This is a genomic window from Phenylobacterium sp., from assembly GCF_035276905.1.
GTDB lineage: Bacteria > Pseudomonadota > Alphaproteobacteria > Caulobacterales > Caulobacteraceae > Phenylobacterium.
The window spans coordinates 16,951-40,979 of the sequence record NZ_DATELG010000383.1; the positions used below are offsets into that span (position 1 = coordinate 16,951).

Sequence of the window (24,029 nt, forward strand, 5' to 3'; positions counted from 1 at the left end):
TGGAGATCCGACGTGAGCCAACGCTTCGAACTGATCGACGCCGATGGGGCCCCGCCGGTCTGGGCGGCCCTGCATAGCGAGGCGCTGGCGGCGGCGCGCGACGAATCCGCGCTGGCGAGCCTGCTCGCGACGGTGATCCTCAACCACAAGAGCATGGCCGACGCGCTGTCCTACCAGCTGGCGCGCAAGCTGGGCGACCAGGAGCTGCGGGCCATGACCCTGCGCGAGGTGGCGCAGGAAGCCTACGCCAGCGACCCGACGCTGGTGGCGATCGCCGAGGACGATCTGCGGGCGGTGTTCGAGCGCGACCCGGCCTGCAAGGGCTATCTGCAGCCCTTCCTGTTCTTCAAGGGCTTCCTGGCCCTGCAGACCCAGCGGGTGTCGCACTGGCTGTGGAACCAGGGCCGCGACACCATCGCCTTCTACATGCAGAGCCGGATGAGCGAGCTGTTCCAGGTGGACATCCACCCGGCGACTCGGATCGGCCGCGGGGTCTTCGTCGACCACGGCACCGGCATCGTCATCGGCGAGACGGCGGTGATCGGCGACGGCGTCTCCATGCTGCAGGGCGTCACGCTCGGCGGCACGGGGGCGGAGCGCGGCGACCGCCACCCGAAGATCGGCAAGGGGGTGCTGCTGGGCGCCGGCGCCAAGGTGCTCGGCAACATCACCATCGGCGACTACGCCAAGGTCGCCTCCGGCTCGGTGGTGCTGAAGCCGGTGCCGCCCGGCTGCACCGCGGCCGGCGTGCCCGCGCGGCTGGTCAACTGCCCGACCTGCGCGGACCCGGCCAAGAGCATGGACCACACCCTGGCCGAGGCTGTGTACGACTACGTCATCTGAGGATTTCGCGCGGATTCCACTTTGGCGGGGCGCGCGGCACGGTTAGGTTCCGGCCGAGTAGCAGCTTCAGGAGCTCCCGCGTGGACGAGAAGACCATCCGCAAGATCGAAACGCATCTCCGCGGGACCTTCGCCAACGCGCGCATCAAGCTGACGCCGCGCCCCAAGCAGAAGGATTCCGCCGAGGTCTATGTCGGCGAGGAATTCGTCGGGGTCGTCTTCCAGGACGAGGACGAAGACGGCTCCTTCATGTTCGAGATGGCGATCCTCGCCGAGGACCTGCCCTAGGAAGCTTCACCGCACCTGCTCGACCTTCAGGCTGCCGGCCGGCAGGGGCCCCAGCGGCGGCTGGGTCTCGGGCGGGCCGAGCCAGTCTGCCCAGAAGCGGCGGTGCAGGATCACGATCTGCCGGTCGTGATAGGGCGCGATGTCGGGGCCGGGCGCGCAGGTCAGCATGGTGAAGCGGTCGTCGCGCACGAGGCCGGCGATGCAGAACAGCTCGCGCTCGTCGGCGCGAGTGAACAGCCACTTCGACTTCGGCGACTTCCCCCCGGTGAACTCGTAGAAGCCGTCGGCCGGGATCAGGCAGCGCCCGTTCGTGAAGCGCCGGCCCTCGGAGCGGAAGTTGATCACCGGCGGTCGGCCGGGCTGGGCGAAGCCCCAGCGCAGCTGCTTGAGCTCCGCCCCTTCCGGCGAGACTGTCAGGATCGGCGCGGGATCGGTGGGGCGGATCGAGTCGCGCGGCTCCAGATTCGGCGCGCCGCCCGCCCAGTGCAGAGGCAGCTTGAGCGCCGCGAACTCCTGGGCGATGCGGTCCAGCGACTGCTTGAAGCGGTATTCGTTGCACATGGCGGGCCTGCGCGGTTCCCCTCCGCCGGCGCCGTCAGTGTTCCATCAGCGCGACGATCTGGTCGGCCAGCTCGTCCGGATAGAAGGGCTTGGGAAACATCACCGAGCCCTCGACCCCCTGCTTCTGCAGGTGGGCGGCGTGGCCGCTGATATAGACCACCTTCAGGTCGGGATGCAGCGCGCGCGCGCGGCGGGCGACGTCGAAGCCGGTGGTGCCGGGGCCCAGATTGACGTCGGCGATCAGCACCTCGAAGCTGCGGGCCTCGCCCTCGAGCAGGGCGTAGGCGCTGCGGTCGGTATGCGCGCTCTTCACTGCCAGGCCGCGCTCTTCCAGCGCGTCCTGGATCATCTCGGCGATGAAAGTCTCGTCCTCGACGAGCAGGATCTGTCCCATGGCTTGCTCCCGCCGCTCTGGCGGGCAGGGGCTAAAGCGCAAGCCGGTCGAAAGCAAGCTTAGCCATTGGCGATTTGATCACGCGGCCTGGGCTGAGCCGCTCAGCCGATCGAAATCCGCCACCAGGGCGGCGAGCGGCGCCGAAGTGCGCGCGTCCGGGCGTTCGGCGCAGGCGCGTTCCGGCGCCGGCAGCTTCCCGCCGAACAGGATCGCCTGCAGCTCGTCGCGGCCACGACGCACGCGGCTCTTGATCGTGCCCAGCGGGCAGCCGGCGATCTGCGCCACCTCCTCGTAGGACATGCCCCCGGCGCCGACCAGGATCAGCGCCTCGCGTTGGAAGTCCGGCAGCATGGCGAGCGCCCGGCGCACATCCTCCAGCTCGACGGTGGAATGCTGGTCGTCCGGCGCGACCAGGGTGCGCTCGATGATCTCCTGATCGTAGTCCGCCTGCCATTTGCGCCGCCGCCCGAGCGAGTAGAAGCGGTTGCGCAGGATGGTCGCCAGCCAGGCCCTGAGGTTGGTGCCGGGCTGGAACTGGTCGCGGCATTGCCAGGCCTTCAGCAAGGCTTCCTGGGCCAGGTCCTCGGCCTGCTCCGGATCGTGGCAGAGCGTTCGCGCGAAGGCGCGCAGGAACGGGGCCGCAGTCAGGAGATCATCCTCGAAACGCGTGGACTGACGGTTCGCCATGAATGCCACCCTCGGGTTCCGCCCAGGCGGTCAACGGGGACGGTGGAGCTTGGTTCCCGTCCGCCGCGCCTGGAGCGCGTGCCGCAATGGTGGCTCCCGATCTGCGGTTCGGACGCCCTCAAATGTTGCGTCCATGGCGCGATCGAACGGTCATCGACCACTTTCGATGGGTCTTCGTGCGACGCGGCCGGATCGCCCGCTCCGTCAGCGGCTCTGGCTTCAGAGCAGCCGGTTCTGCGCCGGGTCGCCGTTCGGCGCGCCGTGCTCCCGCAGCCGCACCGTGAAGGTCGCGCCCGGCGGGGGAGCGATGTGGAGCTCGCCGCCGCACTGGCGGACCAGCGAGCGCACCAGCCGCATGCCGATCCCGCTGGCCGGCGCGGCCTCCGGCAGGCCCGCGCCCTGGTCGCTGACCTTCAGCACCAGCTCGCCCGGAGCGTTGCGCAGCTGGACCTGGATGACCCCTTTGGCGGGGGGCGGGTAGGCGTGCTTGGACGCGTTGGTGACGAGCTCGTTGACGACCAGGCCCAGCGAGACGGCCTCGTCCAGCGGCGTCATGGTCGGGTCGGCGTCGACCTCGATCCGCAGCCGGTCGCTCTCGACCAGACTCGCCGACAGCCGATCGCAGAGGCGGCGCAGATAGGCCGCGAAGTCCACCTCGTCCTTGCTGCTGACCCGATAGAGGCTGGCGTGCACGTCGCTGATGGTCTCGATCCGGTCGACCGCCTTGCGCAGCTGCTCGGCGACCCGCGGATCGTCGGCGACCCGGGCCTGCATCGTCAGCATCGCCGAGACGGCGGCCAGGTTGTTCTTCACCCGATGGTTCAGCTCGTCGAACATCTCGTTCTGACGGCTCTCGGTCGCCTTGCGCTCCGTAATGTCGACCACGATCAGCGCGAGCCGGTTGGGGTTCAGCCGGGTGATCCGGATGTCGAGCCAGCGGCGCGCGTGGCGGGCATAGAACTCCAGTCGCGCGGCGCCGCCGCGAAAGGCCTGGGCGGCGGCCGCGACATATTCCGGCGGCGGCGCGCCGCGGATCTCGCTGTGCAGCCGACCGACGATCTGCATGTCGATGCCCAGCATGATCAGCAGGGCGGGGTTGGCTTCCTCGACCGTAAAGTCGACGAGCTTGCCGTCCTCGCTCCAGACGCCCGCCACCAGGGCGAAGCCCTCGGAGACCCCGTCGAACAGGGCGCGGTATCGCGCCTCGCGGTCGGCGAGCCGGACGATGTCGCGCCGCCGGCGGCGCAACAGCCGGCGCAGTTGAGCGCCCACCGCGCCGACGAAGGCGCCGGCCACGACGTAGATCGCGATGTTGAGGACTACTGTCTCCATCGGCGCCAGGAGCCCGCGGGCGTTGCGCAGCATGAGCCAGCTGAAGGCGGCGCTCAGGATCAGGGCGATCGCCGCCGCCAGCTCGCCGCCGATCAAGGCGGCGCCGAGGATCGCCGGATAATAGAGGTTGAAGACCGTCAGACCGGGAAGCAGCCGACCGAACCCGATCCGTAACGCGCTCGCCAGGCCGACGAAGGCGATGGCGCAAAGCGGTCCGACCAGGCGAAGCGCCCACGCGGGAAGCTGGGCGAACCGGAGGAAATGTCTGCGCGGCATCCTGTGCTCAGCGGCAAATCGCAGTGCAGTCTAGGCCGCGTCCGCTCCGGCTCGCCACCAGCTTTTCCTGGTATGGCGAAGGTTTTCGCCATGCATTTATCAATTGAGCATCTCATGCGGCGGCCGAATCGCTGAAAAGCAGAGCTCTGGATTTGGTCGATGCCGTAACTGCGGCGTGATCGACTGATCGGTGTTAATGCTGACGATGGGACGCGCCGGCCGCGACCTGCGCCGCTCACGGCGGCGGAGGCGGATAATCCGTCAGCGGACGTCGGCGCTCGCCGGTCGGACGTTGGAAGGCAAGGCACCGGCCCGCCGCCCCGCGGGGCTTGTCCCTGCGGGCCGAACGGCGTTCCCTGGACCGCTTGCGGAGCGTACAGTCCGGGCCAAGACAGGGAGGATCGCATGAACGCTTCCTCGATCCGCTCGCCCGCCGAGGCCGAGCTGCGCCGCGACCTGGCGGCCGCCTATCGGCTGACGGCGCTCTACGGCTGGGACGACCTGGTGGCGACCCACATCTCGGTGCGCCTGCCGCAGGAGGAGGCCTTCCTGATCAATCCCTTCGGGATGCTCTTCGAGGAGATCCGCCCGGCCGACCTGGTGAAGGTCGACATGGAGGGCAAGGTGCTGGAGCCGACGCCCTGGTCGGTCAACCTGGCGGGGTTCGTGATCCACAGCGCGATCCATGCCGCGCGCCATGACGTCGTCTGCGCCATGCACCTGCACACGCCCGACGGGATCGCGGTCTCCGCGCTGAAGGAGGGGCTCCTGCCGCTCAGCCAGACGGCGCTGCTGTTGGCGGGCGAGATCGCCTACCACGAGTTCGAAGGGATCGCGCTGCGTCTGGACGAGCGTGAGCGGCTGGTCGCCGATCTCGGCGACAAGAACGTCCTGGTGCTGCGCAACCACGGGACGCTGACGCTCGGGGCCACCATCGCCGACGCCTTCACCACCATGTACTTCCTGGAGAGCGCCTGCAGGATCCAGGTCCGCGCGTTGGCCATGGACCGGCCGCTGAACCCGATCGGTCCCGAGGCGGTCGAGCGCATGACCCAGCTGCAGATGAGCCGAAATTCCTCCATCTCCCGCGACCTGGCCTGGCCGGCGCTGCTGCGCAGGCTCGACCGGATCGATCCGGGTTGGAGCGGGGAGGGCTGAGGCGCCGCCGCCCTCTGAAAAGTGGGCCGAGGTCCAGCGGAACGGCGCCTTGCGCTGTGGTTGAATTATCCATACCACAAAACTCATAGGCGTGGGGGCGCTTGTGCTTGTGAACGGCGACGGACTTCAATCGGCGGCCGCACGGACGGACATGCGCTGGACGGCGGCGCCAGCGGCCCTGTCGGTCAAGGCTGCTTGGACGAGCCTGCTCGTCCTGGGTTTCGTCCTGATCGCGGGCCTCAACTTCCCCGGCCACATCCCCTTCGACACGACGACGGCCCTGTGGGAGGGACGCACCCATGTGCGGATGAGCTGGGGGCCGCGCATGTTCAGCGCGATCCTGGGCTTCTTCGACGCCATCGCGCCTGGAACCGGGCTCTACGCCGCCGCCAGCCTGTTCGTGCTGGTTCTGGCATGGTGGACGCTGCCCAGGCTGACCGCGCGGACATCGTGGGCCGGGCCCCTGTTGCTGGCGTTCTGGCTGGCCGTGCCGCACATCCTGATCATGCAGGGCATCCTCTGGCGCGATGTCCTGTTCGCCAACCTGACCGTCGCCGGTTTCGTCGCCCTCGCCGCTGCGGCCCGGCTGTGGGAAAGACCGGCGCCGCGCCTGGGGCTTCTGGCGCTTGCGGCCCTCAGCCTGGCGTTCGCGGCCCTGGTGCGGCAGAACGGCGGCGTCGTCATCGTCGCCGCGGCCCTGGCCCTGGCCTGGACGGCCCGCAACGGCGGCTGGCTACGCGCGATCGCCTGGGGCGCCGGCGGCCTCGCCGTTACGCTGGCGATCGCCTTGACGTTCGCGGCCCTCGATCCCGTGCACGAGCCGCCGGGACAGCCGTCCCTCTCCGTCGGCTTCGAGCTGCTTGCGCACTACGACGTGGCCGGGGCGCTGGCGGATCGCCCAGGGCGGCCGCTGCCCCGGCTGGAGGCGTCCAGCCCGACCGCGGTTCAGGCGCTGCGCGCCGCCGCGCCCAAGGTCTATTCACCCCAGCGGGTCGACTTTTTCGACCGCGAGCCCGCGATGGCGTCCGTTTGGCAATTCAAACGGCCGTTGATGCTGGCCGCCTGGCGCGACCTCATGGGCGCAGATCCCTTCGGCTACGCACGGCGCCGGCTGGAGGTGTTCCGCTGGGTGTTCCTGACGCCGGAGCTATCTGCTTGCGCGCCCCTCCACCTTGGCGTCAGCGGCCTGCCGGACGTCGAACGCAAGCTCGGCCTGCGGGATGGCCCCTATCTGCAAGGCCCGCGCCTGTGGACCTATGCGCACGCGTGGTATGCGACGCCGCTCTACTCCCATCTCAGCTACGCTGTGCTGGCCGGAGCGGTGATGGTGTTCCTGCTCTTCAGGCGGCGCGCCGAAGACATGCCGATCGCGGCCCTGATGGCCGGCGGATTGATGTTCACCGCGACCTTCTTCGTGCTCTCGATCGCCTGTGACTATCGCTACCTCTATGCGCTCGATCTGGCGGCGATCACAGGCTCGCTCTACGTCGCGATCGATCCGTCCGTGCAGCGCGGAAGACGGGAAGGTTGAGGAGCGCATCAGCGCCCTGCCATCCCGCCTTCTGCTGATCGTCGATACGCCGACAGTGGGCTCAGGCCGGCACGGTACGGTTCAGCTCGTCGCGAACCACGAGGGTCTGAGAATTCGTGTACTCGCTCAGGCCTTCGAGCGCGTTCTCAATGCCGATCCCGGACTGGTTATGTCCGCCGAAGGCGATGTGCGGCGAGAACGTATGCACCTCATTAATCCACACGGTGCCCGCTTCAATCCGTTCGGCGATCTTGCGCGCGGCGGCCGCATCCTTCGACCACACTGAACCAGCCAGGCCGTATTCCGTGGCATTCGCGCGACGGATCACGTCTTCGACGTCATCAAACTTCAGCAACGGCAGGACAGGGCCAAACGCTTCTTCCACAACGACCCGGGAATCTTCGGGCGGGTTGTCGATGATGGTGACCGGCACGTAGAAGCCCTTGCCCTCGGGGATCTCGCCACCGAGGAGGAACTTCAGACCCTGGCTCTTGGCGTCCGAAAGGAGGTCTTTCAGCTTCTCGAACTGCATCCGGTTCTGGATCGGACCCAGGTCGGTCCCCTGTTCGGCGCCGTCGCCGACCTTGACAGTGCGGGCGTAGGCGACCAGCGCCTCGCTGAGGCGGTCATAGACGTCGCGGTGAACATAGAGCCGCTTCGCCGCCACGCAGAACTGTGCGCTGTTCTGGAACGCCGCCCAAAAGAGCTCTTTGGCGACCGCCTCGACGTCAACATCCGGCATGACGATCGCCGGATCATTGCCGCCCAACTCCAGGGTGATGCGCTTGAGGGTGCCGGACGCGCTCTCCATGATCTTGCGGCCGGTGGCCGTGGATCCCGTGAACGAGATCTTCTTGATGTCCGGATGCGTGGTCATCCAAGCCCCCAGATCATTGCCGCCCGAGACAATGTTCAGCACGCCGGGAGGAACAACGTCGCGCAGAATCTCGCCGAGCTTCAATGTGCAAAGCGGCGTATAGGGCGACGGCTTCAACACCATCGTGTTGCCGGCCACCAGCGCCGGCGCAATCTTCCAAATCGCCAGCAGCATTGGAAAATTCCAGGGCGTGATGCCCCCGACCACGCCAAGCGGGACCTTGCGGACCTCGACATAACGGCCCGCCTGCTTCTCGACGATCTCTGGATCGAGACGCTGCTTGGCGATCTCGTGGCACCAGATTACGGAACCGCCGATCTCCCACTCAGCGCCGGCCCGAGCCTTGCCCTGCTCGAGGGTCAGCAGGCGTTTGAAGTCTTCGGCGTGCGCTGCGATACGGTCGCCGATCGCCGCGACTATGGCCTGGCGCTCCTCGACCGGACGCGCGCGCCACGCGGGGAATGCGCGCTTGGCGGCGGCCACGGCCTCGTCGAGCTGTGCGCGGCTAGCATCCGGTGCGCGGGCGATGACGTCCTCGGTCGCGGGGTTGACGGCCTCGATGAAATTCGAGGCCGTCGCGGCGCGTCCGTCGATCGTCATGGTATAGTTGGAGAAGAAATCCACAGTCATGGACGTGTCCTTCAGCTTTGGAGGCAGTCTTCCGGGGGCGCGGGCGTATTTCTCAGCGCACGCCGCAGGATTTTACCGGTGCTCGTCTTTGGAAGATCGTCGACGAATTCGACGAGGCGAGGAACCTTATAGCTCGCCAGCGAGCCTCGGCAGTGATCGATCAGCTCATCCGCACTGAGCACCGCGCCGGGCGTGAGCACCACGAAGGCCTTCGCCAACTCGCCCTTGGCCGCGTCATGCACGGCGGCGACAGCGGCCATGGCGACGGCGGGGTGCTGGGCGATGACCTGCTCCAGCTCGGCCGGGTATACATTGTATCCCGCGGTGATGATCATGTCCTTCTTGCGGTCGAGCACGAACAGGTAGCCGTCCGCGTCGCGACACACGACGTCGCCGGTGCGGAGCCAGCCACCCGCGGCAAAGGCGGCGCGGGTGGCGTCAGGGTCGTCGAAATAGCCGTCCGTCACCAACGGGCCTCGAACCAGAAGCTCCCCCGGCTCGCCCGTGGGGACCTCGGTCTCTGCGTCGTCGATGTCCACCACTCGCGCTTCCATGCCGGGAAACGGCAGGCCGATGGCGCCGTGCCGCTTGGGCAGGTGCGGCGAATGGGAGATCGCGGGGCCGGCGACCTCGGTCATGCCCCAAAGTTCGAGGAGCGGGCATCCGAACGCGGCCTCGACAGCCGCGATCGTGCTGCTGGGCATCGTCTGGCCGCCTACGGTGCAGCGCCGAAGGGACGATAGGTCCGTCTGGAAGAGAGCTGGCTCGTTGAGCAGGTAGTAGTACATGGTCGGGACCCCCTCGAAGAGGGTCGCCCGGAACCGGGCGATGAGCTGCAGGGCGACATCCGCCTGGAACCGTTCCATCACCACCAAGGTCATGCCGCAGAGAAAGGCGCAGTGCATGACGATGTTGCCGTAGACGTGGGGAAGGGGGAGGGCGCTGACGACGACTTCCCGCTCCTGGCGCTGATGCATGGTCGCGGTGAGCGCGGCGCTCATCAGCACCGCCCGATTGGACAGCATCGCGCCTTTCGGCCGGCCCGTGGTTCCGGACGTGTAGCCGATCGCCAATAGGTCGGCCGGCAGGCGCGGCCGGACGGGGGCCGGCGGCCCCTGCAGCACGTCCTCAAACGACGTCATGCCGGCGCGGGCCGGGCCGGTGGCGATCAAGCTGGGCGCCGATGATCCCGTGAGCTTGTCGGCGATCGCCGCGCAACGTTCCGTCGTAGATATGACCGCCGCCGCCTGGGAATTCGCGGTGATGTAGGCGACCTCCTCGGGGCTGAGCAGGAAGTTGGCGGGCACAACGACCGCCCCGAGCCGAGCGATGGCATAGTATGCGACAATCCAGCGCCAACCGTTCGGGAGGTGCAGCACGACGCGCTGCCCGACATCGACACCGATGGCTTGCAGCCCTCCTGCAAAGCTCGCTGTCCGAGCGTTCACGTCCGCAAACGTGAGTTGTTCGTCGCCCGCGATTACGGCCGTGGCTGCGCCAAAGCGTTGCGCCGCCTGTTCTGTCAAGGCGCCAATCATGTCGTCAGGCGCCGGGACGCAAGACGGCCTTAAGCACGTCCCCGCGCTCGGAGGCCTTCGCCGCCGCTTCTATCTCGCTCATCGGGAAGAACCTGATGAGCTTGTCGAAGGGGAAACGACCCTGCCGCCACAGTTCCACGAGTTGCGGGATGAACACGTCCGGAACGCTATCGCCCTCGATAATGCCGCGCACCGTGCGGCCGAACAGGATGCCGTTCATATCAAGGGACAATTCCGTCCCGAGGGGCGAAACGCCGATCACGCCGCACACCCCCGTCAGTCGCAGGCTGTCGACAGCCTGACGCGCGACCTTCGGAAGCCCGGTGGCTTCAAGCGAATACTGCACGCCCTCGCCGCCGGTTGCGGCGCGAATGCTCTCGATGACGTCGTCCTTGGCGCCGTTGATCGTGTGCGTGGCGCCCAGCTCGCGGGCGAACGCGAGGCGCTGATCATTAAGGTCTACGGCGATGATCGTCGTGCAGCCGACCACGCGGGCCGCCATGACAGCCGCCAGCCCGACCGAACCTGCGCCGAACACGGCGATGCTCGAACCCGCCGACGGCTTGAGCGCATTGATCACCGCCCCCGCCCCGGTTTGGATGCCGCATCCGAGCGGCCCCATGATGTCGAGCGGGACGTCCTTAGGGATCTTCACAATATTGCGCTGGGTGGCGAGCGCGAATTCGGCGAATGAAGATTGGGCGAAGAAGTAGGCGCTGAGACGCTGTCCATGAGCATCGCAACAAGGGCTGCTTCCGTCCGGGCGTGCGCCCGCGAAATTGCGGCCATACAGGTCGGGGCAATAGCCGAAGAGACCACGCTGACAATTGGCGCAAACACCACAGCTCGCGAAGGTCAGCACGACGTGATCGCCGACGGCGACCTTGGTGACCTTCGAGCCGATTTGTTCAACGACGCCGGAACCTTCATGGCCGAGCACAGCCGGAAGCGGCGTCGGAAAGTATTGGTCCCGCACGACCAAATCGGTGTGGCACATGCCGACGCCGGCGATGCGGACGAGGACCTCATCGTCTCGTGGCGCTTCCAGGCCAATCGTCTCCACGACGAACGGCCCAGATTTTTTCCGCACGACGGCGGCGCTCATGGTGAGCATGGATTCCTCCCGATAGCATTGAAGAGCGCGCGCCCGACCATTGCGCTTGGCAGATCTCCGGCGGCTGGCGCGAGAAAGCGATATGCGGCGGACGCCAGGGCGGCCGCGAGGCGAACGCCCATGACGCCGCAGGTCATCCCAACAATCATGAGCAGCAAGCCGAAAATCGCTTGGATGCTCAGGCCTGCCGCTTGAGCAAGCGGATCGGCGAGCATCATACCGGCAAGGCCGGCGGCGGCTTCGACGGCGTACTTGAGGGCCAGGGCTTTCGACTGTGCGCGCGCGCCGCAGCGGGCCGCACAGGCGAGGGCGGCGACGAGGCTCAGCAAGTGAGTCGCCGGCAAGAGGCGGACGTGGGCCGCCATGCATGTCAGCATGGAGTTGGCGCAGATAGTCCCTGGCGTATAACCAAGGCGGGCCGCATCGACGGCGTATCCGACCGTCATCGACGCCGTGCAGAGCGCCAGGCTGAGGACCGGCGCCCAATATGGCGCGCCTGCGGTGGCCGCGTCGCGCACCTAGGCGCCTGCGTTCAAGATCGAGTGAATTCTCTCCGCCAGCTCCGGGGCGGCGATCACGTCGAGGAAATGCGCCAGGTACGCGCCGTTCGGTCCGATCAAATAGGTCAAGGCGCTATGCGGCACATCGTAGTCGTCCGGGTCTTTCGGGTCGCGCCGTATGGACGCGAAGACCTTGAACGCCTTGCGCGCCTGCTCCACGGCTTCGGCGCCGCCGGTCAGGCCGATGAACCGCGGGTAGCGCTCGCTGAGAAATGCCTTCATCACCGCCGGCGTGTCGCGAGCAGGGTCGACCGTGATGTAGATCGGCTGGATCTTCTCGGCGTCGGGACCGAGAAGGTCCAGCGCGATGCTGATGCGAGACAGCGCTCGCGGACACACCACCTTGCAATGGGTGAAGCCGAAGAAGACGAGCAAATGCCGGCCGGCATACGTCGCGGGCGTGGCAGGCGCGCCGTTAAAATCGATGAGGTCGAATACGCATTCCGGTTCGGCCACGACCGCACTCTTCATTAGTGTTGTTGACGCCAGGCGACCACGATGTTCGGCTCGCTCGAAAGCGGCGCCTCGATGGAGATGGCGCCGTTCTCCACCCTGACGGGCACGGGCCCCGTGGCTTGACAGGTTCGCTCGTCACCTGTCGCCACCGTTTGGCCGTCGATTGAAAGCGACCAGGCTCCGCGGTCGGCGATGTTTTCGATGCGGAAGATGCTGGTGTCCGCCTCCTCGCATCCCGCGGTCGGCGTGAACACCAAGGCGTTCGAGTCCGGAAGGAACATCGCGCAGCGAAGGGCCGCGTCGTTCGAGATCCCGGTGATGACCGGCTCTTTCAAGGCCAAGGCGCCGCGCGGATTTTCGTAGAGCTTGCGCAGGCCGTTGGGAACGTTCAGCCGAGCGTAATTTAGCAGGGCGTTCCCGGTCGTCGGGTCCATGATGGTGAGGTTGCCGAAGGAGTCACGGCTGGTGTCGCACCGAGGATAGTAGTAGCCGCCGTCCAACCAGCGCGGCTTCATGAAGCGGTCAGCGTGCGCAAGCAGTCCGTCGAGGGTTTCGCGATCGCCCATCTCGGACGCCCATGCCGACATCCACCCGAGGTCGGCGGTCGACCCCTCTGGTAGGGCGCCCGCGCCTTCCGGCGCCGGCGGAAGCCTGACGGATTTCGTTCCGGACGGGCCATCTACGATCCAAGCGTCTCGAAGGCGTTCGTAGTTCGCCTTCACCGCCTCTCCATTCCACATGTTCATCAACATGCCGCACCAGGCGTCGCTCCAGGGGCCCGAATATGACCCGGGGATCGGGGTGCGGTTCGAGGTGACCACCAGCGTCGTGTAATGCCCATCCGGCCCGATCACGCCGCCGAAATCGCTCCACGCGGCAAGATATCCTTCGGTCACTTCGCGCGCGATTTCCCCTCCATAGAGAACGTCATGCAGCCGGAATCCCAGAATCGGAATTTGGTTGCAGATTTGGAATACGCACCCCGGTTCGCAGGCTACCCCGAGGTAGCCGTTTTCAACCATGTTCCAGTATATGCGTTCGTTCAGAGATTTTTCGTCGTACGTATAATCTGCGCTCTGATCCAGAATACTAAGAAACGGCCGAAATTCGAACGTCAACGATCCTGGCTGGGCGTACCTTGCGTCATCGAACAGCAAGTGGTGCATCAAGGCCATCGTCTGAAGATAGCCGCTGTACATGATGTTGTCCCGGATGACCGGGTTTGTTTCAACGCCAAGCGCGGGAAGGTCCAAGGTGAAAGGGCCCTTGCCCTGGCTCGCATTGCGCCAGTAGAGCCAGACCTCCGGCAGGAGCATTTTTTCTATAAGGCGATTGCTGGTGTCCTTGAACAAGCCGGGGGCTGCGGGGAGCCTGTGCTTGTACGCAAGGGCCGACGCGTAATACATATACGCAAGTTGATATCTATACGCGCTATAATCTTCCTGCATTGGCGCGCGTCCCATCATATGGGACCAGTCGTTTGGCGGCAGGCGAGAAAGATTGCGGATATGGTTGATCGCGCCGACTTGCCGATCATCCAGGCGCGGAAGCGCGGCAGTGCCGATATTCGGGAATGCGCTTGACCCGACGTCTGCAGCTACGCTCATGCGCGCTTCCTCACCTTAAATAATGCTTTTCGCCGAACGTCATTTTATCAGACCCAGCCGCTGCGAACCTTTTGGAGGCCGCAATCGCCTGAACCGGCAGCACATGCTGGTATGGCTATTAAAATGGACGACTTCCGTCAATCCGAGATTCAGGTAGGTGTCATCAACTTCATGCGCATCGACATGCGCAGGTTCGGGCTATAGGAGGCGCGGTGAGCGGGCCGACCAGAGAGCGACGCGCGGAGATCGGACGCGCCAGGCGCGAGAAGACGCGTGCGCACCTGCTCGACACGGCTGCGCGGGTCATCGCGCAGCGCGGCGAGGTCGGCGCCACCATCGAGGCGTTGATCGCCGAGGCCGGCGTCGCCCGCGGCACCTTCTACAACTATTGGTGCTCGCGGGAGGACCTGCTCAACGATCTGTGGGACAAGGTGGGCCACGATCCCTTCAGATCCATCCAGGATGCGCAGGAGACCGTCTCATCCGCCGCAGAGCGTTTCAGCATCTCTGCAAGGCTCACGATCCGTCGAGCCGCGACGGATCCGGCATGGGGCTGGTTGGTGATAGCCCTGGCCGGCACCGAGCAGATCGGCAAGCATGAACTCGGGTCATATCCCATGGTCGATCTAAACCTTGGCATTGAGCAGGGATGCTTTCGCATCGCCTGCCTTGAGGCCGCGCGGGACATGATCGTCGGCGCGACGATTTCGGCCATGAAAGCGGTGCTCACAGCAGGTCGAAGCTCGAATTATCCGGAAGAGACGACCCGCATGTTGCTGATGGCGCTGGGACTTACGTCGGACGACGCCGCTCACGTGGCGTACGCACCGCTTCCCTCAGCAGCGGACCTTACCGGTCGTTCGACTTTGATGAAGACGTTTTCGTCCAGCGCCTAGGTCATCGCGCATCGCGCGGCGTCCACAGGAATTAGTTGCACATGCACATTTTCCGCGGCAGCGTTGGATTGGACGTCCCTTCCTCGCCGGCGCGCGCGACAAGGGAGCCGCCGCCTCGGCGGGGCCGGGTCGATGGACGTCCGAGCGTCGTCGTGCGCGCTCGGGCTTGTCTCGCATCACGCAAAGGACCGGTATGTCGTTCGATGATCTGCCCCCCCGACCCGAACCGATATTCGAGGTTGCGAAGGTGTATGCGCGGACCGTTCTACAGCGATCCCGCGAGGCTGCCGAAAGCGGATCCGTCAAGTTCTTCGGGGACCTGGCCTATGGTCCAGATTACTATCAGCGGGTAGATGTCTACGCGCCTCTCGAGGCCTCGCGACCGCTTCCGGTGCTGATCTTCCTTCACGGCGGCGCCTTTATCGGCGGCTACAAGGAATGGATGGGGTTCATGGCGCCCGCCATCGTCAGCACGCCGGCGGTGTTCGTCTCCGTCTCTTACCGGCTTGCCCCGGAGCACCCCTTTCCGGCGCCGGTCGAAGACACCGCGGCGGCGGTGGATTGGACGCAGCGGAATATCGCGCGTTTCGGCGGCGATCCCGACCGCATGCTGATCGGCGGCCACTCGGCGGGCGGCAATCTCGCGGCCCTGGTCGCGCTCGATCGCCGGTGGCTGGCGCGGTACGGATCGCCTGGCAATGCGATCAAGGGCGCGCTCATCGTCAGCGCCCCGCTCGACATGCGGTATGACGAAAACGATCCGGCCGACGCGAAGGCGCTGGCGATGCGGCGCACCTTCGCCCCGCGTGACGCGGACATCCCGCTCGTCAGTCCGCTGGCCCGGATCACGGCGGACGCCCCGCCGTTTCACGTGTCGGCCGGCGAGGCGGATCTTTGGTCGCTGGCCGAAGAGTCGAGGATCTTCAGCGCGCGGCTGCGGGACGTCGGAGCGCCGACGGTCCATGAGATCTATGCCGGGCACGACCACTTCGCCACCAGCTCGCGCTGCGTCGAGGATCAGCATCCCTGGCTCCGGCACGCGCAAGCATTCCTGCGCACGGGATCCCCCCACCTCGGCTGAACGACCCCCTCGCTTCAGGCTGGTCGGTCCCGGCTGAGACGGTTCGCGGGCCGGCATCGCCGGCTCCGGCGCGAGCTTCACCCAATTTGCGGCGACGTTCCCAAACCGGCGGCGATGATCGTTCTACCGATGAGGAACGCGAATGGGCAACGGACGACCGGACCGAGGGAATGAGACGGGGCGCGTGGTGGCGTTCCCGGGTTCGCGGTCGCTCGCCGCCGATCTTGAGACCGTGTTCAGGGAGCAGCAAGGGCGTCTATTGCAGTTTTTGCGAATTCGCCTGCGCTCGGAAGTTGAAGCGCAGGACTTGGCTCAATTGACCTTTCTGCGGTTATGGAAGCGGCGGGATTCTCTGAACAATGAAAATCTGGAGGCGCTGATATTCGTCACCGCCCGCAACCTCGCATTCGACCACCTGCGGCAGCGGACGCGGAAAGGCAGAACATCTCTCGATGCCGGCGGCGAATGGGACGAGGCGGCGACTATTGAGGACCAGGCGGCAGGAGCCGAGCGTGTCCTCTCCGCGAAACAAGATCTCGCCTTGGTCGCCAAACTCGTGGATGAGCTGCCCGCCAAGTGCCGAAGCGCCTTTGTCAGCTATTATTTCCACCACCAAAGTTACCTACAGATTGCCGATCAGTTGGGCGTTACGGAGAGCATGGCCAGAAAATATGTCCTTAAAGCCGTAGCTCACTGCGCAATCCGCTTCGAACAACTGGAGGGCTGGGAATGAGGCCTTCAATCGACACTGAAGCCGCCCGCTGGGCGCTCATGCTTCGCGATCCGGACACCTCGCCCGAGGACATTCTCGAAGCTCTCGCCTGGATCGATGCGACGCCCGAAAGCGAGGCCGCCTTCAATCGCGCCGATCGATTTCTCCTTGCCTGCGACAGCGCCCGGTCGGACCCCTCGCACGACGCGATGTTTCCTGGTCCAGCGGCCAAGGTCGGCGTTGGGGCGTCGCCGGGCGACCGGCGGGGCTGGTTTCCTGTTGCGGCCGTTGCAGCGAGCATCGCGCTTGTCTTCGCGGCGGTCACAGCCCTGTTGACCGGCCAATTCTCGTGGCGCCCCGACGAGCCCATCGCGCAAGCCCGATATGCGAGCCGGGTTGGCGAGATCCGCAGCGTATCATTGCCTGACGGTTCGAGCGTCAAACTGGCCGGAGGGAGTGCGATATCCATCTCCTTCAACAGAAAGAGCAGGCAAGTCGCATTGACGCGCGGCGAGGCGCTCTTTGCGGTGGCGCACAACCAGCGACGTCCCTTCGTCGTAACGACGGATAGCGGATCGGCGACCGCGGTCGGAACGGCGTTCAACGTGCATCGCGACATCGGAGGAACAACAGTCACCGTGGTCCGCGGCGTCGTCGACGTGGTTTCGGAAGGTGCTCGCTCGGAAATCCGGACGCGGCTGGGACAAGCCATGCAAGTCAGCTATTTCCGCAACGGGGGCATGGGGCCTGTGCGGCAGGTCGAACTGCCCGTCGTGCTGGGCTGGGAACGCAACAAGCTGAACTTTTTCGAGCAACCGCTCGCAGCTGTCGTCGCAGATCTTAATCGCTATTCGCCCAAGCCTATTGTCATCGAGGATAGCGAGATCGGGTTGATGCCGATTACGGGATCGGTGAACACAGACGGCATCGTCGAGTGGCTTAATGGGTTGGCGAGCATAGGGAGGGTCGAGGTAATCCAGGACCCTGCCGTCATTAAACTCAAGGCCCGTCACCAGCCGCTTCGTCGGGCCAGCGTTTCTCCGCGGGCGAACACCACAGCAGGCGCGTAAGTTGGATCGAGCAAGAACGGTCTGCGTTCGGAAGCCCTGACGCGCTGATTACACGTCCGTGACGGCGCCGTGTAAACGCTCGTTCTACTTGCGGTTGGTCTCGCGCGACCCGCCTATTGCCAGTAGCCGCTATTCTCAAGCGCGGCCCATGTAGCGGCCATTTATACGCAAAGCAGAAAAAATATAGATTTCATTCCCAAATCCACCCGCGCATTCGTTGAAGCCTTATACCCAAAAAAACAAGGGTGCCTGCGGGAGAGCCGAATATGAAAAGGGTGCTGCGGCGTTCGAGGGGGTCGCTCGGACCAAAACGTAGTAATGGGGTCGGATTATCCTGCGGCTTGTCCTTATACTCGGCAGCCGCAATCGCTCTGGCCGGTCTTCCGGCATATGCGCACGCCGCGCCCGCGCAATGGAGCAGCGCGCGGAAGTCGTTCAGTATTCCGGAACAGGATCTTTCGACAGGCCTGCTCGCATTTTCGCAACAGGCCGGTGTCCAGCTCGTCTTAAATCCATCGGACGTCCGGGGTTACCGCTCGCACAACGTGTTCGGCAAGTTGCCGGCGGCGGCCGCGCTTGAAACGCTCCTTGGATCAAGCCCGCTGGCGGCGGAATGGTCTGGCGAGCACACTTTGGTGATCAAGCCGCGCAATGTCCGGTTGGTGGCCATGCGCGAGCCGGCGGCCGTCGCGCCGGCCGCTCCACGGGACGCCGCGCCTGCGCCGAGCTCGTCCGAGGCCTACCAGCTCAGCGATGTCATCGTAACGGCGGAAAAGCGTTCGATGAACGTGCAGAAGGTGCCGATCGCGATCACCGCCTTGACTGGAGAGCGACTTGCCGCCAGCGGCGTGAATGACATCTCCAAGCTCGCCGACTTGGTCCCGAACTTCGACTTCGGCGAGGCGTTCGGCTCCGCGAAGCTGGCCATACGCGGAATTGGCTACAGCAATTTGTCGACCGGCGCCGAAGGCAGCGTCGCCTACAACCTGAACGACGTCTATATAGCCCGTCCGGCGGGACAGATCGGCAACTTCTACGATGTGGAACGCATCGAAGTGCTGCGCGGACCGCAAGGCACGCTCTACGGGCGTAACGCCACCGGCGGGCTCATCAATATCTACACCAAGCGTCCGACGAACGAATGGACCGGTTTCGGCCAGATGACGATCGGCAACTACAACAACTTGATCGTCGAAGGCGGCGTCGGCGGCCCTGTGAACAATCAGGTCGGGGTGCGTCTCGCCTTCTTCGGCGAGGATCGCGACGGCTACGGCAAGAACATCATCTCGGGCCGGGATGTCGATGACGCCCAAACCCGCGCGGGGCGCCTGACGGTCGCGCTACAGCCGACGAGCAACTTCACCGTGACGGTGATCGGCGATGTCGGGCGCGAGCGATCCTCCGCCCACGGAATCCACCTTATCGCCCAGCGGGGCCTTACCGGCGAGCCGGGCGTGTCCGGCCTGCCCGTCGCCGGCATCCAGCTGGGCGGCGTCGCCGTTCTTGACGACTATGACGTCGCCAGCGACATTGATCCGCGCTACGAGCGCCACGCCGGCGGCGTCACCGTCGACGCCAAGCTGGAGTTGGGGGCGACGACCCTTCGGTCGATCAGCGCCTGGCGTCATGTCAGGTACAGTCTGAACAGCGACCTTGACGGCGCCAGTCTGCCCCTAAACCAGATCTTCTATAACGAACGCTCCGACACATATACGCAGGAGCTGAACCTCAATCATTCCGGCGAGCGCGTCGACGTCACCGCCGGGGCCTATCTGTTTGTAGAGGATCTGAAAGGTTCGTTCTGGACGCCTTTGGCGTATGACCCGACCACCTTCGCCCTGTCGCCGGGCGACTGGCGCGCAAATTACGCAGCGGGCGGCGATCTGCGCACCACGGCGATCGCCGGCTTCGCCCAACTGTCCTATCGGGCGACCGATCGGCTGACGCTGATTGTCGGCGGCAGATACAGCACCGAAAAGAAGACGGATAACGATCTCTACACCGATTTCGTGACCTCGATCCGTTTCCTCGATGCCGCGGACTTCACGCATCCAAATCCTCCGTTCGCCGCGCCATTTAAGTCGTCCAAGCGATGGAACTCGTTCACGCCGAAGTTCGGCGTGAACTTCCAATACACGCCGCAAACGCTGCTCTACGCTTCGATTTCAAAAGGCTTCAAGGCCGGCATCTTCAATCTGGGCGGCACGCAGGTTATTCCCGTCGCCGGCGGCGGCGTCGTCCTCAAAAATCCTCCGGTCAATCCGGAGACGGTCTGGGCCTACGAGGCGGGCATGAAGACCAAGCTGGCGGATAATCGGCTTCGTCTGAACATCGCCGGCTTCTATTATGACTATTCTGACCTACAACTGACGAAGATCGACGGGCAGAACGTTGTTCTGACCAATGCGGCGTCGGCCAGGATTTACGGGATTGAGGTCGAGACCACCTACAACCCGATCGAGCATTTGACCCTGAACCTCAATGGCGCCTGGCTGCACGCCCGGTTCACGGACTTCTTCAATTCGGACCAGGGTCGCCTCAGCCTGGGGCTGCAGGATCTATCCGGCAATCGCCTGCCGCAGTCGCCAGAGTTCACGGTGAGCGGCGGCGTGGAGTACAGCGTTCCGGTCGGTTCCGGATCGGTTATCGGCTCCGCCCAGGCGATCTGGTCGTCACGAACTTATTTCGATGAGTTCAACATTCCGGAGATCTCGCAGCCGGCGTACGCCAAACTCGATCTTTCGCTCGCCTATCGGGCGCCGAACGGTTTGGAGGTGACCGGGTTCGTCAACAACGTCACGAACAAGAAGACGTTGGAGACCGCCTATCAGTCGACCAATCTGACAGGGTACCCGATCAACGGTTTCCTGGCGCCGCCGCGCACCTATGGCGTTCGCGTTCGCTACAGCTTCTGAGGATCGGCATGAAGGTTCCCCGCGCAGGAATCACACGTCGGGAGGCTGGCGCCGCTCAGGGTCTTCTGATCCTCGTGGCGTCCGCTCTTCCCGTGATGGGCGTCGTTCTCCTTTCGCCGGTGGCGCAACGGCTGCCGCAGGAAGTCGGAACCGGTCCTGGCGGGATCAGCCTTGCGCCTCTGGTGCTGACGGCGCCGGCGCTGGCTATTGCGTTGTTCTCGCCAGTCGGAGGCTATCTCCTCGACATCATCGGACGACGTATCTGCTTCCTGACAGCGCTTTTCATCTATGCGCTGCTTGGCGCGGCGCCGCTGTGGCTGGACAATCCTTACCTGATCATAGTCTCGCGTTTCGGCCTGGGCATGATGGAGGCGATCATCCTGGCGTCGACCATCGCCCTGGTCGCCGACTATTTCTCCGGCGCTACGCGGGACCGATGGATCGCCTCGATGATGGCGGTGGCGGCCTTCGCCGGCACGCTGTTCTACATCACCGGCGGTTTCCTCGGAAGCATCAGCTGGAAGGCTCCCTTCGCGGCCTATGGGATTGCGGCCGTCATCTTCCTGGCCGCAATTCCCACGATTTTCGAGCCGCGAGCCGCCAGGGCGGAAGACGCCGTCGCGCCGAGCGCCAGGAGGAGCGGCCAGCCTCGCTCGCCAAGCCGGGCGTTGGCGGCGATCCTTACGGCGACGTTCGTGGGGTCGATGTTCTTCTACGTCGTTCCGCTTCAGTTGGGCCGATTTCTCGAGGCGCGAGGCGTCACGTCCTCTAGCACGATCGGCCTGCTGATCGCCCTCGCGGGTCTTGGCAATCCGATTGGATCGTTCAGCTTCCGACACCTGCGGACGGCGCCGTTCGCTGTCCTCCTGGGCGGCAGCACGGCCTTGTCGGGGCTTGGCCTGCTGCTGGCGGCGCTTTGGCCGGGGGCGCCGGCGCTCGTGTTCGGCGCGTTTATCAATCAGCTCGGTTGCGGCATGCTGTGCCCGCTGACCATGGCGGCGATCCTGCGTATCGCACCTGCGCACCGCCGCGGCGCCAGCGGCGGGGGCTGGAGCACCGCGTTTTTCGTCGGTCAGTTCTTCTCGCCGATGGCGGCCCTGCCGCTGATGGCGCTCGATCGGACGGGCGATGGCGTGCGGCCCCTTGCCGTGGCGAACCTCCTGTACGCCGGCGCGGCGTTCTGGCTGCTCGCCGGGATCAAGTTCGGCTCGGCCGAGGCGCGAGACCATGGCGGCGAGGCCGACGGCGGGCGCGTTCGCGGGACGGCGAGGACAATCGAAGTCGAGGCTGGGCCGTGACCGGAAGATTAGCGGGTGGACTTCAATACCAGGTGTGAACTGCCGAGCGTTTCGTATTTACAGCCGTTCTAATTGATAGAGCTGCGGCATCGAGCAGGAATAGTTCTGGAGATAGGTGAAATGTACGGATACAAGCCGATCACCCTGCAAAGCGAAGCGAGCTACATCGAGAACCTGTGCGATCGCATCGAGGCAAGCCTCGACGCGGGTTACATGCCGGTAGATGCATTCCAGGATGACCGGGTGTTCCGCGCGGAGATGGAGCGTATCTTCACCCGCTCCTGGGTGTTCGTCGCCCATGAGACCGAACTTCCGCGATCGGGGGACTTCGTCAGCCGCCGGATCGGTCTCGATCAGGTCATCGTCACGCGCACCAGCGACGGCGCGTTTAACGTCTTGCTGAACCATTGCCGCCATCGGGGCACCCCGGTCTGCATGGAAGACGCTGGCAACAGCACGCATTTTCGCTGCCCTTATCACGGTTGGACGTACAAAAATAACGGCGATTTCGTGGGCGCGCCGGAACTGAGCATGGCTTATGGCGAGCGCCCGGACCGCAAGATCTGGGGGCTGATCCGGGCGCCGCGGGTTGAAAGCGTTTATGGCTTCATTTTTGCCTGCCTTTCCGAAGACGGCCCTGATCTGAAGGCGTATCTTGGCGGCGCCGGATGGATGTTCGATGCGATCTTCGGACTTCATCCGGACGGATTGCGTGTGCTTGCGCCGCCGGAACGCTTTATAATTCGAGCCGATTGGAAAAGCGGCGCGGAAAATTTCAGCGGCGACTCCTATCATGTCGGAACTGCGCACTATTCCGCGACGCTGTCCGGCTTTGCCGCCGGCGATCTTCGCAACAACGGCGACAAGGCGGACGGCTTTCTCTTCGAAAACGGCCACAGCTTTATCGGACATCGGTTCCCCGAGTGGTTTGGGCCGGAGTTCGAATTCTGGGGCTATCCGCCGGAGCTTCGCGAGCAATTCGATTTGTCGCGGTTGGACGACGTTCAACTGCACATGCTCAAGACCGTGCCGCCGACCATCGGCACCATCTTTCCGAATTTCAGCTTCGTCCGTTTCCCTTCCGCCGCCTCGCCGGGCGAGGCCCCGAGCGCCTACACCGACGTCCGGGTGTGGCAACCCCTCGAGCCGGGCGTGATGGAGATGTGGCACTGGCAGCTGGAGTACGCCTTCATGCCGGAAGAGTACCAACGCACGTCCTACATCGCCGGGCAGTTCGGCTTCGGCGCGGGCGGGATGATCGAGGAGGACGACACCGTGTTGTGGGAGGGCATAGCCCGCTTCGCCCGCAGTCCCTTGGCTCGACGCGACGCGATTCCGCTCCACTACAAGCAGAAGCGGAGCGATCCGGACCCCGACTGGAAAGGCCCGGGACAGCATTTCACCACGACCTACGGCGAATACATGCAGGAGGGCTTCTGGCGTCGTTGGGTGAAGGACATACGCGGGGCGGACGGCGGGGGATCGCACAATGGCTGACACGATCGTGAGAGATCAGCCGATGACGGAAGCCGACGCATTTCTGATCGCCTCCAAGTTTCTGGCGCATGAAGCCCGGCTGCTTGACGAACGCAGGTTCGACCAATGGTACGAGCTTCTCGATGACGAGCTGCTCTACGAGGTGCCGATCCGGTTGGCGATGACGAAGTTCGAAGATGAGACCCGCGGCGCCGGGCACATCATTTCGGACACCAAGCGGCGCATCAAGGTTCGCATCGACCGGCTCAACTGCGGCGATTGCTGGTCGGAGTCACCGCCGTCTCGCACGGTCCGGATCGTGGGCAGCGTGCTAGCGAGCCTCACCGACGATCCACGGATCATCGAGGTGGACAGCGCGCTAATGCTCTATCGCCAGCGCAGCAACAATGAGCCGGGTGATCTGATTCCGGTGCGACGCTACGACCTGCTGCGAGTTGCGAAAGCCGAAGTGAAACTTCTGAAGCGTCGGGCGTTGCTCGCGGACACCATGCTTCGGACGCCCAATCTCGGCGTCTTTCTGTAACGCCGTGGCGGCCTCTCGCCTGAACCACCGAGGCGCAGAGCGAACCAGATGAAATCGTAACTGATCGAGGATCTTGATAATGGCAGATGCAGCCGGTGGGCGGATAGTCGCGGCGTTCGGCCTGACCCATACGCCTGGTCTGGGCGACCAGATGGACAGGCCGCCGCGGTCTCAGATCGATCGCCT

At 64.9% G+C, this 24,029-nt stretch carries 22 protein-coding genes; 12 read left to right on the top strand and 10 right to left on the bottom strand.

Going from position 1 to position 24,029, the window contains the following annotated elements; all coding sequences use genetic code 11:
- Nucleotides 1-12 precede the first annotated feature (12 nt).
- Together cysE and VJS38_RS18310 are read left to right on the top strand one after the other, a co-directional pair.
- A complete protein-coding gene (gene cysE, locus VJS38_RS18305) occupies nucleotides 13-843 on the top strand; it encodes a serine O-acetyltransferase (RefSeq protein ID WP_324089587.1) in 831 nt (276 codons plus the stop codon).
- A gap of 80 nt (nucleotides 844-923) precedes the next feature.
- The gene (locus tag VJS38_RS18310) at nucleotides 924-1,130 is read left to right on the top strand and encodes a DUF3126 family protein (RefSeq protein ID WP_324089588.1); all 207 of its coding nucleotides are present in this window, start codon (nucleotides 924-926) and stop codon (nucleotides 1,128-1,130) included.
- A 6-nt stretch (nucleotides 1,131-1,136) separates the two neighbouring features.
- Here the strand turns inward: VJS38_RS18310 and VJS38_RS18315 are convergent, their stop codons facing one another.
- From VJS38_RS18315 to VJS38_RS18330, 4 genes are all read right to left on the bottom strand, one after another.
- On the bottom strand, nucleotides 1,137-1,691 hold the full coding sequence (locus VJS38_RS18315) for an SOS response-associated peptidase (protein ID WP_324089589.1): 555 nt from the start codon (nucleotides 1,689-1,691) through the stop codon (nucleotides 1,137-1,139).
- Between the two features lie 34 nt (nucleotides 1,692-1,725).
- Nucleotides 1,726-2,085, bottom strand: a complete 360-nt coding sequence (locus tag VJS38_RS18320; RefSeq protein WP_324089590.1) for a response regulator — start codon at nucleotides 2,083-2,085, stop codon at nucleotides 1,726-1,728.
- A gap of 78 nt (nucleotides 2,086-2,163) precedes the next feature.
- Nucleotides 2,164-2,772, bottom strand: a complete 609-nt coding sequence (locus VJS38_RS18325) for a sigma-70 family RNA polymerase sigma factor (RefSeq protein WP_324089591.1) — start codon at nucleotides 2,770-2,772, stop codon at nucleotides 2,164-2,166.
- Nucleotides 2,773-2,991: 219 nt separating this feature from the next.
- A complete protein-coding gene (locus VJS38_RS18330) occupies nucleotides 2,992-4,380 on the bottom strand; it encodes a sensor histidine kinase (RefSeq protein ID WP_324089592.1) in 1,389 nt (462 codons plus the stop codon).
- A 405-nt stretch (nucleotides 4,381-4,785) separates the two neighbouring features.
- Between VJS38_RS18330 and VJS38_RS18335 the strand changes: the two genes are divergently transcribed.
- Nucleotides 4,786-5,538 (top strand): class II aldolase/adducin family protein, encoded by a 753-nt coding sequence (locus tag VJS38_RS18335; protein WP_324089593.1) that lies wholly within the window; start codon nucleotides 4,786-4,788, stop codon nucleotides 5,536-5,538.
- 151 nt (nucleotides 5,539-5,689) lie between these two features.
- The gene (locus VJS38_RS18340) at nucleotides 5,690-7,069 is read left to right on the top strand and encodes a hypothetical protein (protein ID WP_324089594.1); all 1,380 of its coding nucleotides are present in this window, start codon (nucleotides 5,690-5,692) and stop codon (nucleotides 7,067-7,069) included.
- A gap of 61 nt (nucleotides 7,070-7,130) precedes the next feature.
- Here VJS38_RS18340 and VJS38_RS18345 read toward each other — a convergent pair whose 3' ends face one another.
- The 6 genes from VJS38_RS18345 to VJS38_RS18370 are packed head-to-tail and all read right to left on the bottom strand — an operon-like array spanning nucleotide 7,131 to nucleotide 13,851.
- Nucleotides 7,131-8,576 carry an aldehyde dehydrogenase family protein gene (locus VJS38_RS18345; RefSeq protein ID WP_324089595.1) on the bottom strand — a complete coding sequence of 482 codons (1,446 nt, stop codon included), beginning with the start codon at nucleotides 8,574-8,576 and terminating at the stop codon, nucleotides 7,131-7,133.
- A gap of 11 nt (nucleotides 8,577-8,587) precedes the next feature.
- Entirely contained in the window at nucleotides 8,588-10,114 is a 1,527-nt protein-coding gene (locus VJS38_RS18350; RefSeq protein WP_324089596.1) for a class I adenylate-forming enzyme family protein, read from the bottom strand.
- A gap of 4 nt (nucleotides 10,115-10,118) precedes the next feature.
- Nucleotides 10,119-11,228: an NAD(P)-dependent alcohol dehydrogenase gene (locus tag VJS38_RS18355; RefSeq protein ID WP_324089597.1), complete on the bottom strand. Its 1,110-nt coding sequence runs from the start codon at nucleotides 11,226-11,228 to the stop codon at nucleotides 10,119-10,121.
- Nucleotides 11,216-11,746, bottom strand: coding sequence for a hypothetical protein (locus tag VJS38_RS18360; RefSeq protein ID WP_324089598.1), 531 nt, complete (start codon nucleotides 11,744-11,746; stop codon nucleotides 11,216-11,218). The genes VJS38_RS18355 and VJS38_RS18360 overlap by 13 nt, the downstream gene beginning before the upstream one ends.
- Nucleotides 11,747-12,244, bottom strand: a complete 498-nt coding sequence (locus VJS38_RS18365; RefSeq protein WP_324089599.1) for an SCO family protein — start codon at nucleotides 12,242-12,244, stop codon at nucleotides 11,747-11,749.
- 14 nt (nucleotides 12,245-12,258) lie between these two features.
- Nucleotides 12,259-13,851: a hypothetical protein gene (locus VJS38_RS18370; RefSeq protein ID WP_324089600.1), complete on the bottom strand. Its 1,593-nt coding sequence runs from the start codon at nucleotides 13,849-13,851 to the stop codon at nucleotides 12,259-12,261.
- Between the two features lie 212 nt (nucleotides 13,852-14,063).
- On the opposite strand from VJS38_RS18370, the gene VJS38_RS18375 reads away from it, so the two are divergent.
- The 8 genes from VJS38_RS18375 (at nucleotide 14,064) to VJS38_RS18410 (ending at nucleotide 23,843) form a co-directional block, all read left to right on the top strand.
- On the top strand, nucleotides 14,064-14,747 hold the full coding sequence (locus tag VJS38_RS18375) for a helix-turn-helix domain-containing protein (protein ID WP_324089601.1): 684 nt from the start codon (nucleotides 14,064-14,066) through the stop codon (nucleotides 14,745-14,747).
- 193 nt (nucleotides 14,748-14,940) lie between these two features.
- On the top strand, nucleotides 14,941-15,828 hold the full coding sequence (locus VJS38_RS18380) for an alpha/beta hydrolase (RefSeq protein WP_324089602.1): 888 nt from the start codon (nucleotides 14,941-14,943) through the stop codon (nucleotides 15,826-15,828).
- A gap of 184 nt (nucleotides 15,829-16,012) precedes the next feature.
- On the top strand, nucleotides 16,013-16,561 hold the full coding sequence (locus VJS38_RS18385; RefSeq protein WP_324089603.1) for an RNA polymerase sigma factor: 549 nt from the start codon (nucleotides 16,013-16,015) through the stop codon (nucleotides 16,559-16,561).
- The gene (locus VJS38_RS18390; RefSeq protein WP_324089604.1) at nucleotides 16,558-17,610 is read left to right on the top strand and encodes a FecR family protein; all 1,053 of its coding nucleotides are present in this window, start codon (nucleotides 16,558-16,560) and stop codon (nucleotides 17,608-17,610) included. The genes VJS38_RS18385 and VJS38_RS18390 overlap by 4 nt, the downstream gene beginning before the upstream one ends.
- Before the next feature lie 341 nt (nucleotides 17,611-17,951).
- Entirely contained in the window at nucleotides 17,952-20,525 is a 2,574-nt protein-coding gene (locus VJS38_RS18395; RefSeq protein WP_324089605.1) for a TonB-dependent receptor, read from the top strand.
- Nucleotides 20,526-20,533: 8 nt separating this feature from the next.
- Nucleotides 20,534-21,823, top strand: coding sequence for an MFS transporter (locus VJS38_RS18400; RefSeq protein WP_324089606.1), 1,290 nt, complete (start codon nucleotides 20,534-20,536; stop codon nucleotides 21,821-21,823).
- 120 nt (nucleotides 21,824-21,943) lie between these two features.
- Nucleotides 21,944-23,320: an aromatic ring-hydroxylating oxygenase subunit alpha gene (locus VJS38_RS18405; RefSeq protein WP_324089607.1), complete on the top strand. Its 1,377-nt coding sequence runs from the start codon at nucleotides 21,944-21,946 to the stop codon at nucleotides 23,318-23,320.
- A complete protein-coding gene (locus tag VJS38_RS18410) occupies nucleotides 23,313-23,843 on the top strand; it encodes an aromatic-ring-hydroxylating dioxygenase subunit beta (RefSeq protein WP_324089608.1) in 531 nt (176 codons plus the stop codon). The genes VJS38_RS18405 and VJS38_RS18410 overlap by 8 nt, the downstream gene beginning before the upstream one ends.
- The last annotated feature ends 186 nt before the right edge of the window (nucleotides 23,844-24,029 follow it).

Bases quoted from the DNA above. Each gene is read 5' to 3' on its own strand.
- VJS38_RS18315 (WP_324089589.1), bottom strand. From the start codon at position 1,691: ATGTGCAACGAATACCGCTTCAAGCAGTCGCTGGACCGCATCGCCCAG.
- VJS38_RS18320 (WP_324089590.1), bottom strand. From the start codon at position 2,085: ATGGGACAGATCCTGCTCGTCGAGGACGAGACTTTCATCGCCGAGATG.
- VJS38_RS18325 (WP_324089591.1), bottom strand. From the start codon at position 2,772: ATGGCGAACCGTCAGTCCACGCGTTTCGAGGATGATCTCCTGACTGCG.
- VJS38_RS18330 (WP_324089592.1), bottom strand. From the start codon at position 4,380: ATGCCGCGCAGACATTTCCTCCGGTTCGCCCAGCTTCCCGCGTGGGCG.
- VJS38_RS18335 (WP_324089593.1), top strand. From the start codon at position 4,786: ATGAACGCTTCCTCGATCCGCTCGCCCGCCGAGGCCGAGCTGCGCCGC.
- VJS38_RS18340 (WP_324089594.1), top strand. From the start codon at position 5,690: ATGCGCTGGACGGCGGCGCCAGCGGCCCTGTCGGTCAAGGCTGCTTGG.
- VJS38_RS18345 (WP_324089595.1), bottom strand. From the start codon at position 8,576: ATGACTGTGGATTTCTTCTCCAACTATACCATGACGATCGACGGACGC.
- VJS38_RS18350 (WP_324089596.1), bottom strand. From the start codon at position 10,114: ATGATTGGCGCCTTGACAGAACAGGCGGCGCAACGCTTTGGCGCAGCC.
- VJS38_RS18355 (WP_324089597.1), bottom strand. From the start codon at position 11,228: ATGCTCACCATGAGCGCCGCCGTCGTGCGGAAAAAATCTGGGCCGTTC.
- VJS38_RS18370 (WP_324089600.1), bottom strand. From the start codon at position 13,851: ATGAGCGTAGCTGCAGACGTCGGGTCAAGCGCATTCCCGAATATCGGC.
- VJS38_RS18380 (WP_324089602.1), top strand. From the start codon at position 14,941: ATGTCGTTCGATGATCTGCCCCCCCGACCCGAACCGATATTCGAGGTT.
- VJS38_RS18390 (WP_324089604.1), top strand. From the start codon at position 16,558: ATGAGGCCTTCAATCGACACTGAAGCCGCCCGCTGGGCGCTCATGCTT.
- VJS38_RS18400 (WP_324089606.1), top strand. From the start codon at position 20,534: ATGAAGGTTCCCCGCGCAGGAATCACACGTCGGGAGGCTGGCGCCGCT.
- VJS38_RS18405 (WP_324089607.1), top strand. From the start codon at position 21,944: ATGTACGGATACAAGCCGATCACCCTGCAAAGCGAAGCGAGCTACATC.
- VJS38_RS18410 (WP_324089608.1), top strand. From the start codon at position 23,313: ATGGCTGACACGATCGTGAGAGATCAGCCGATGACGGAAGCCGACGCA.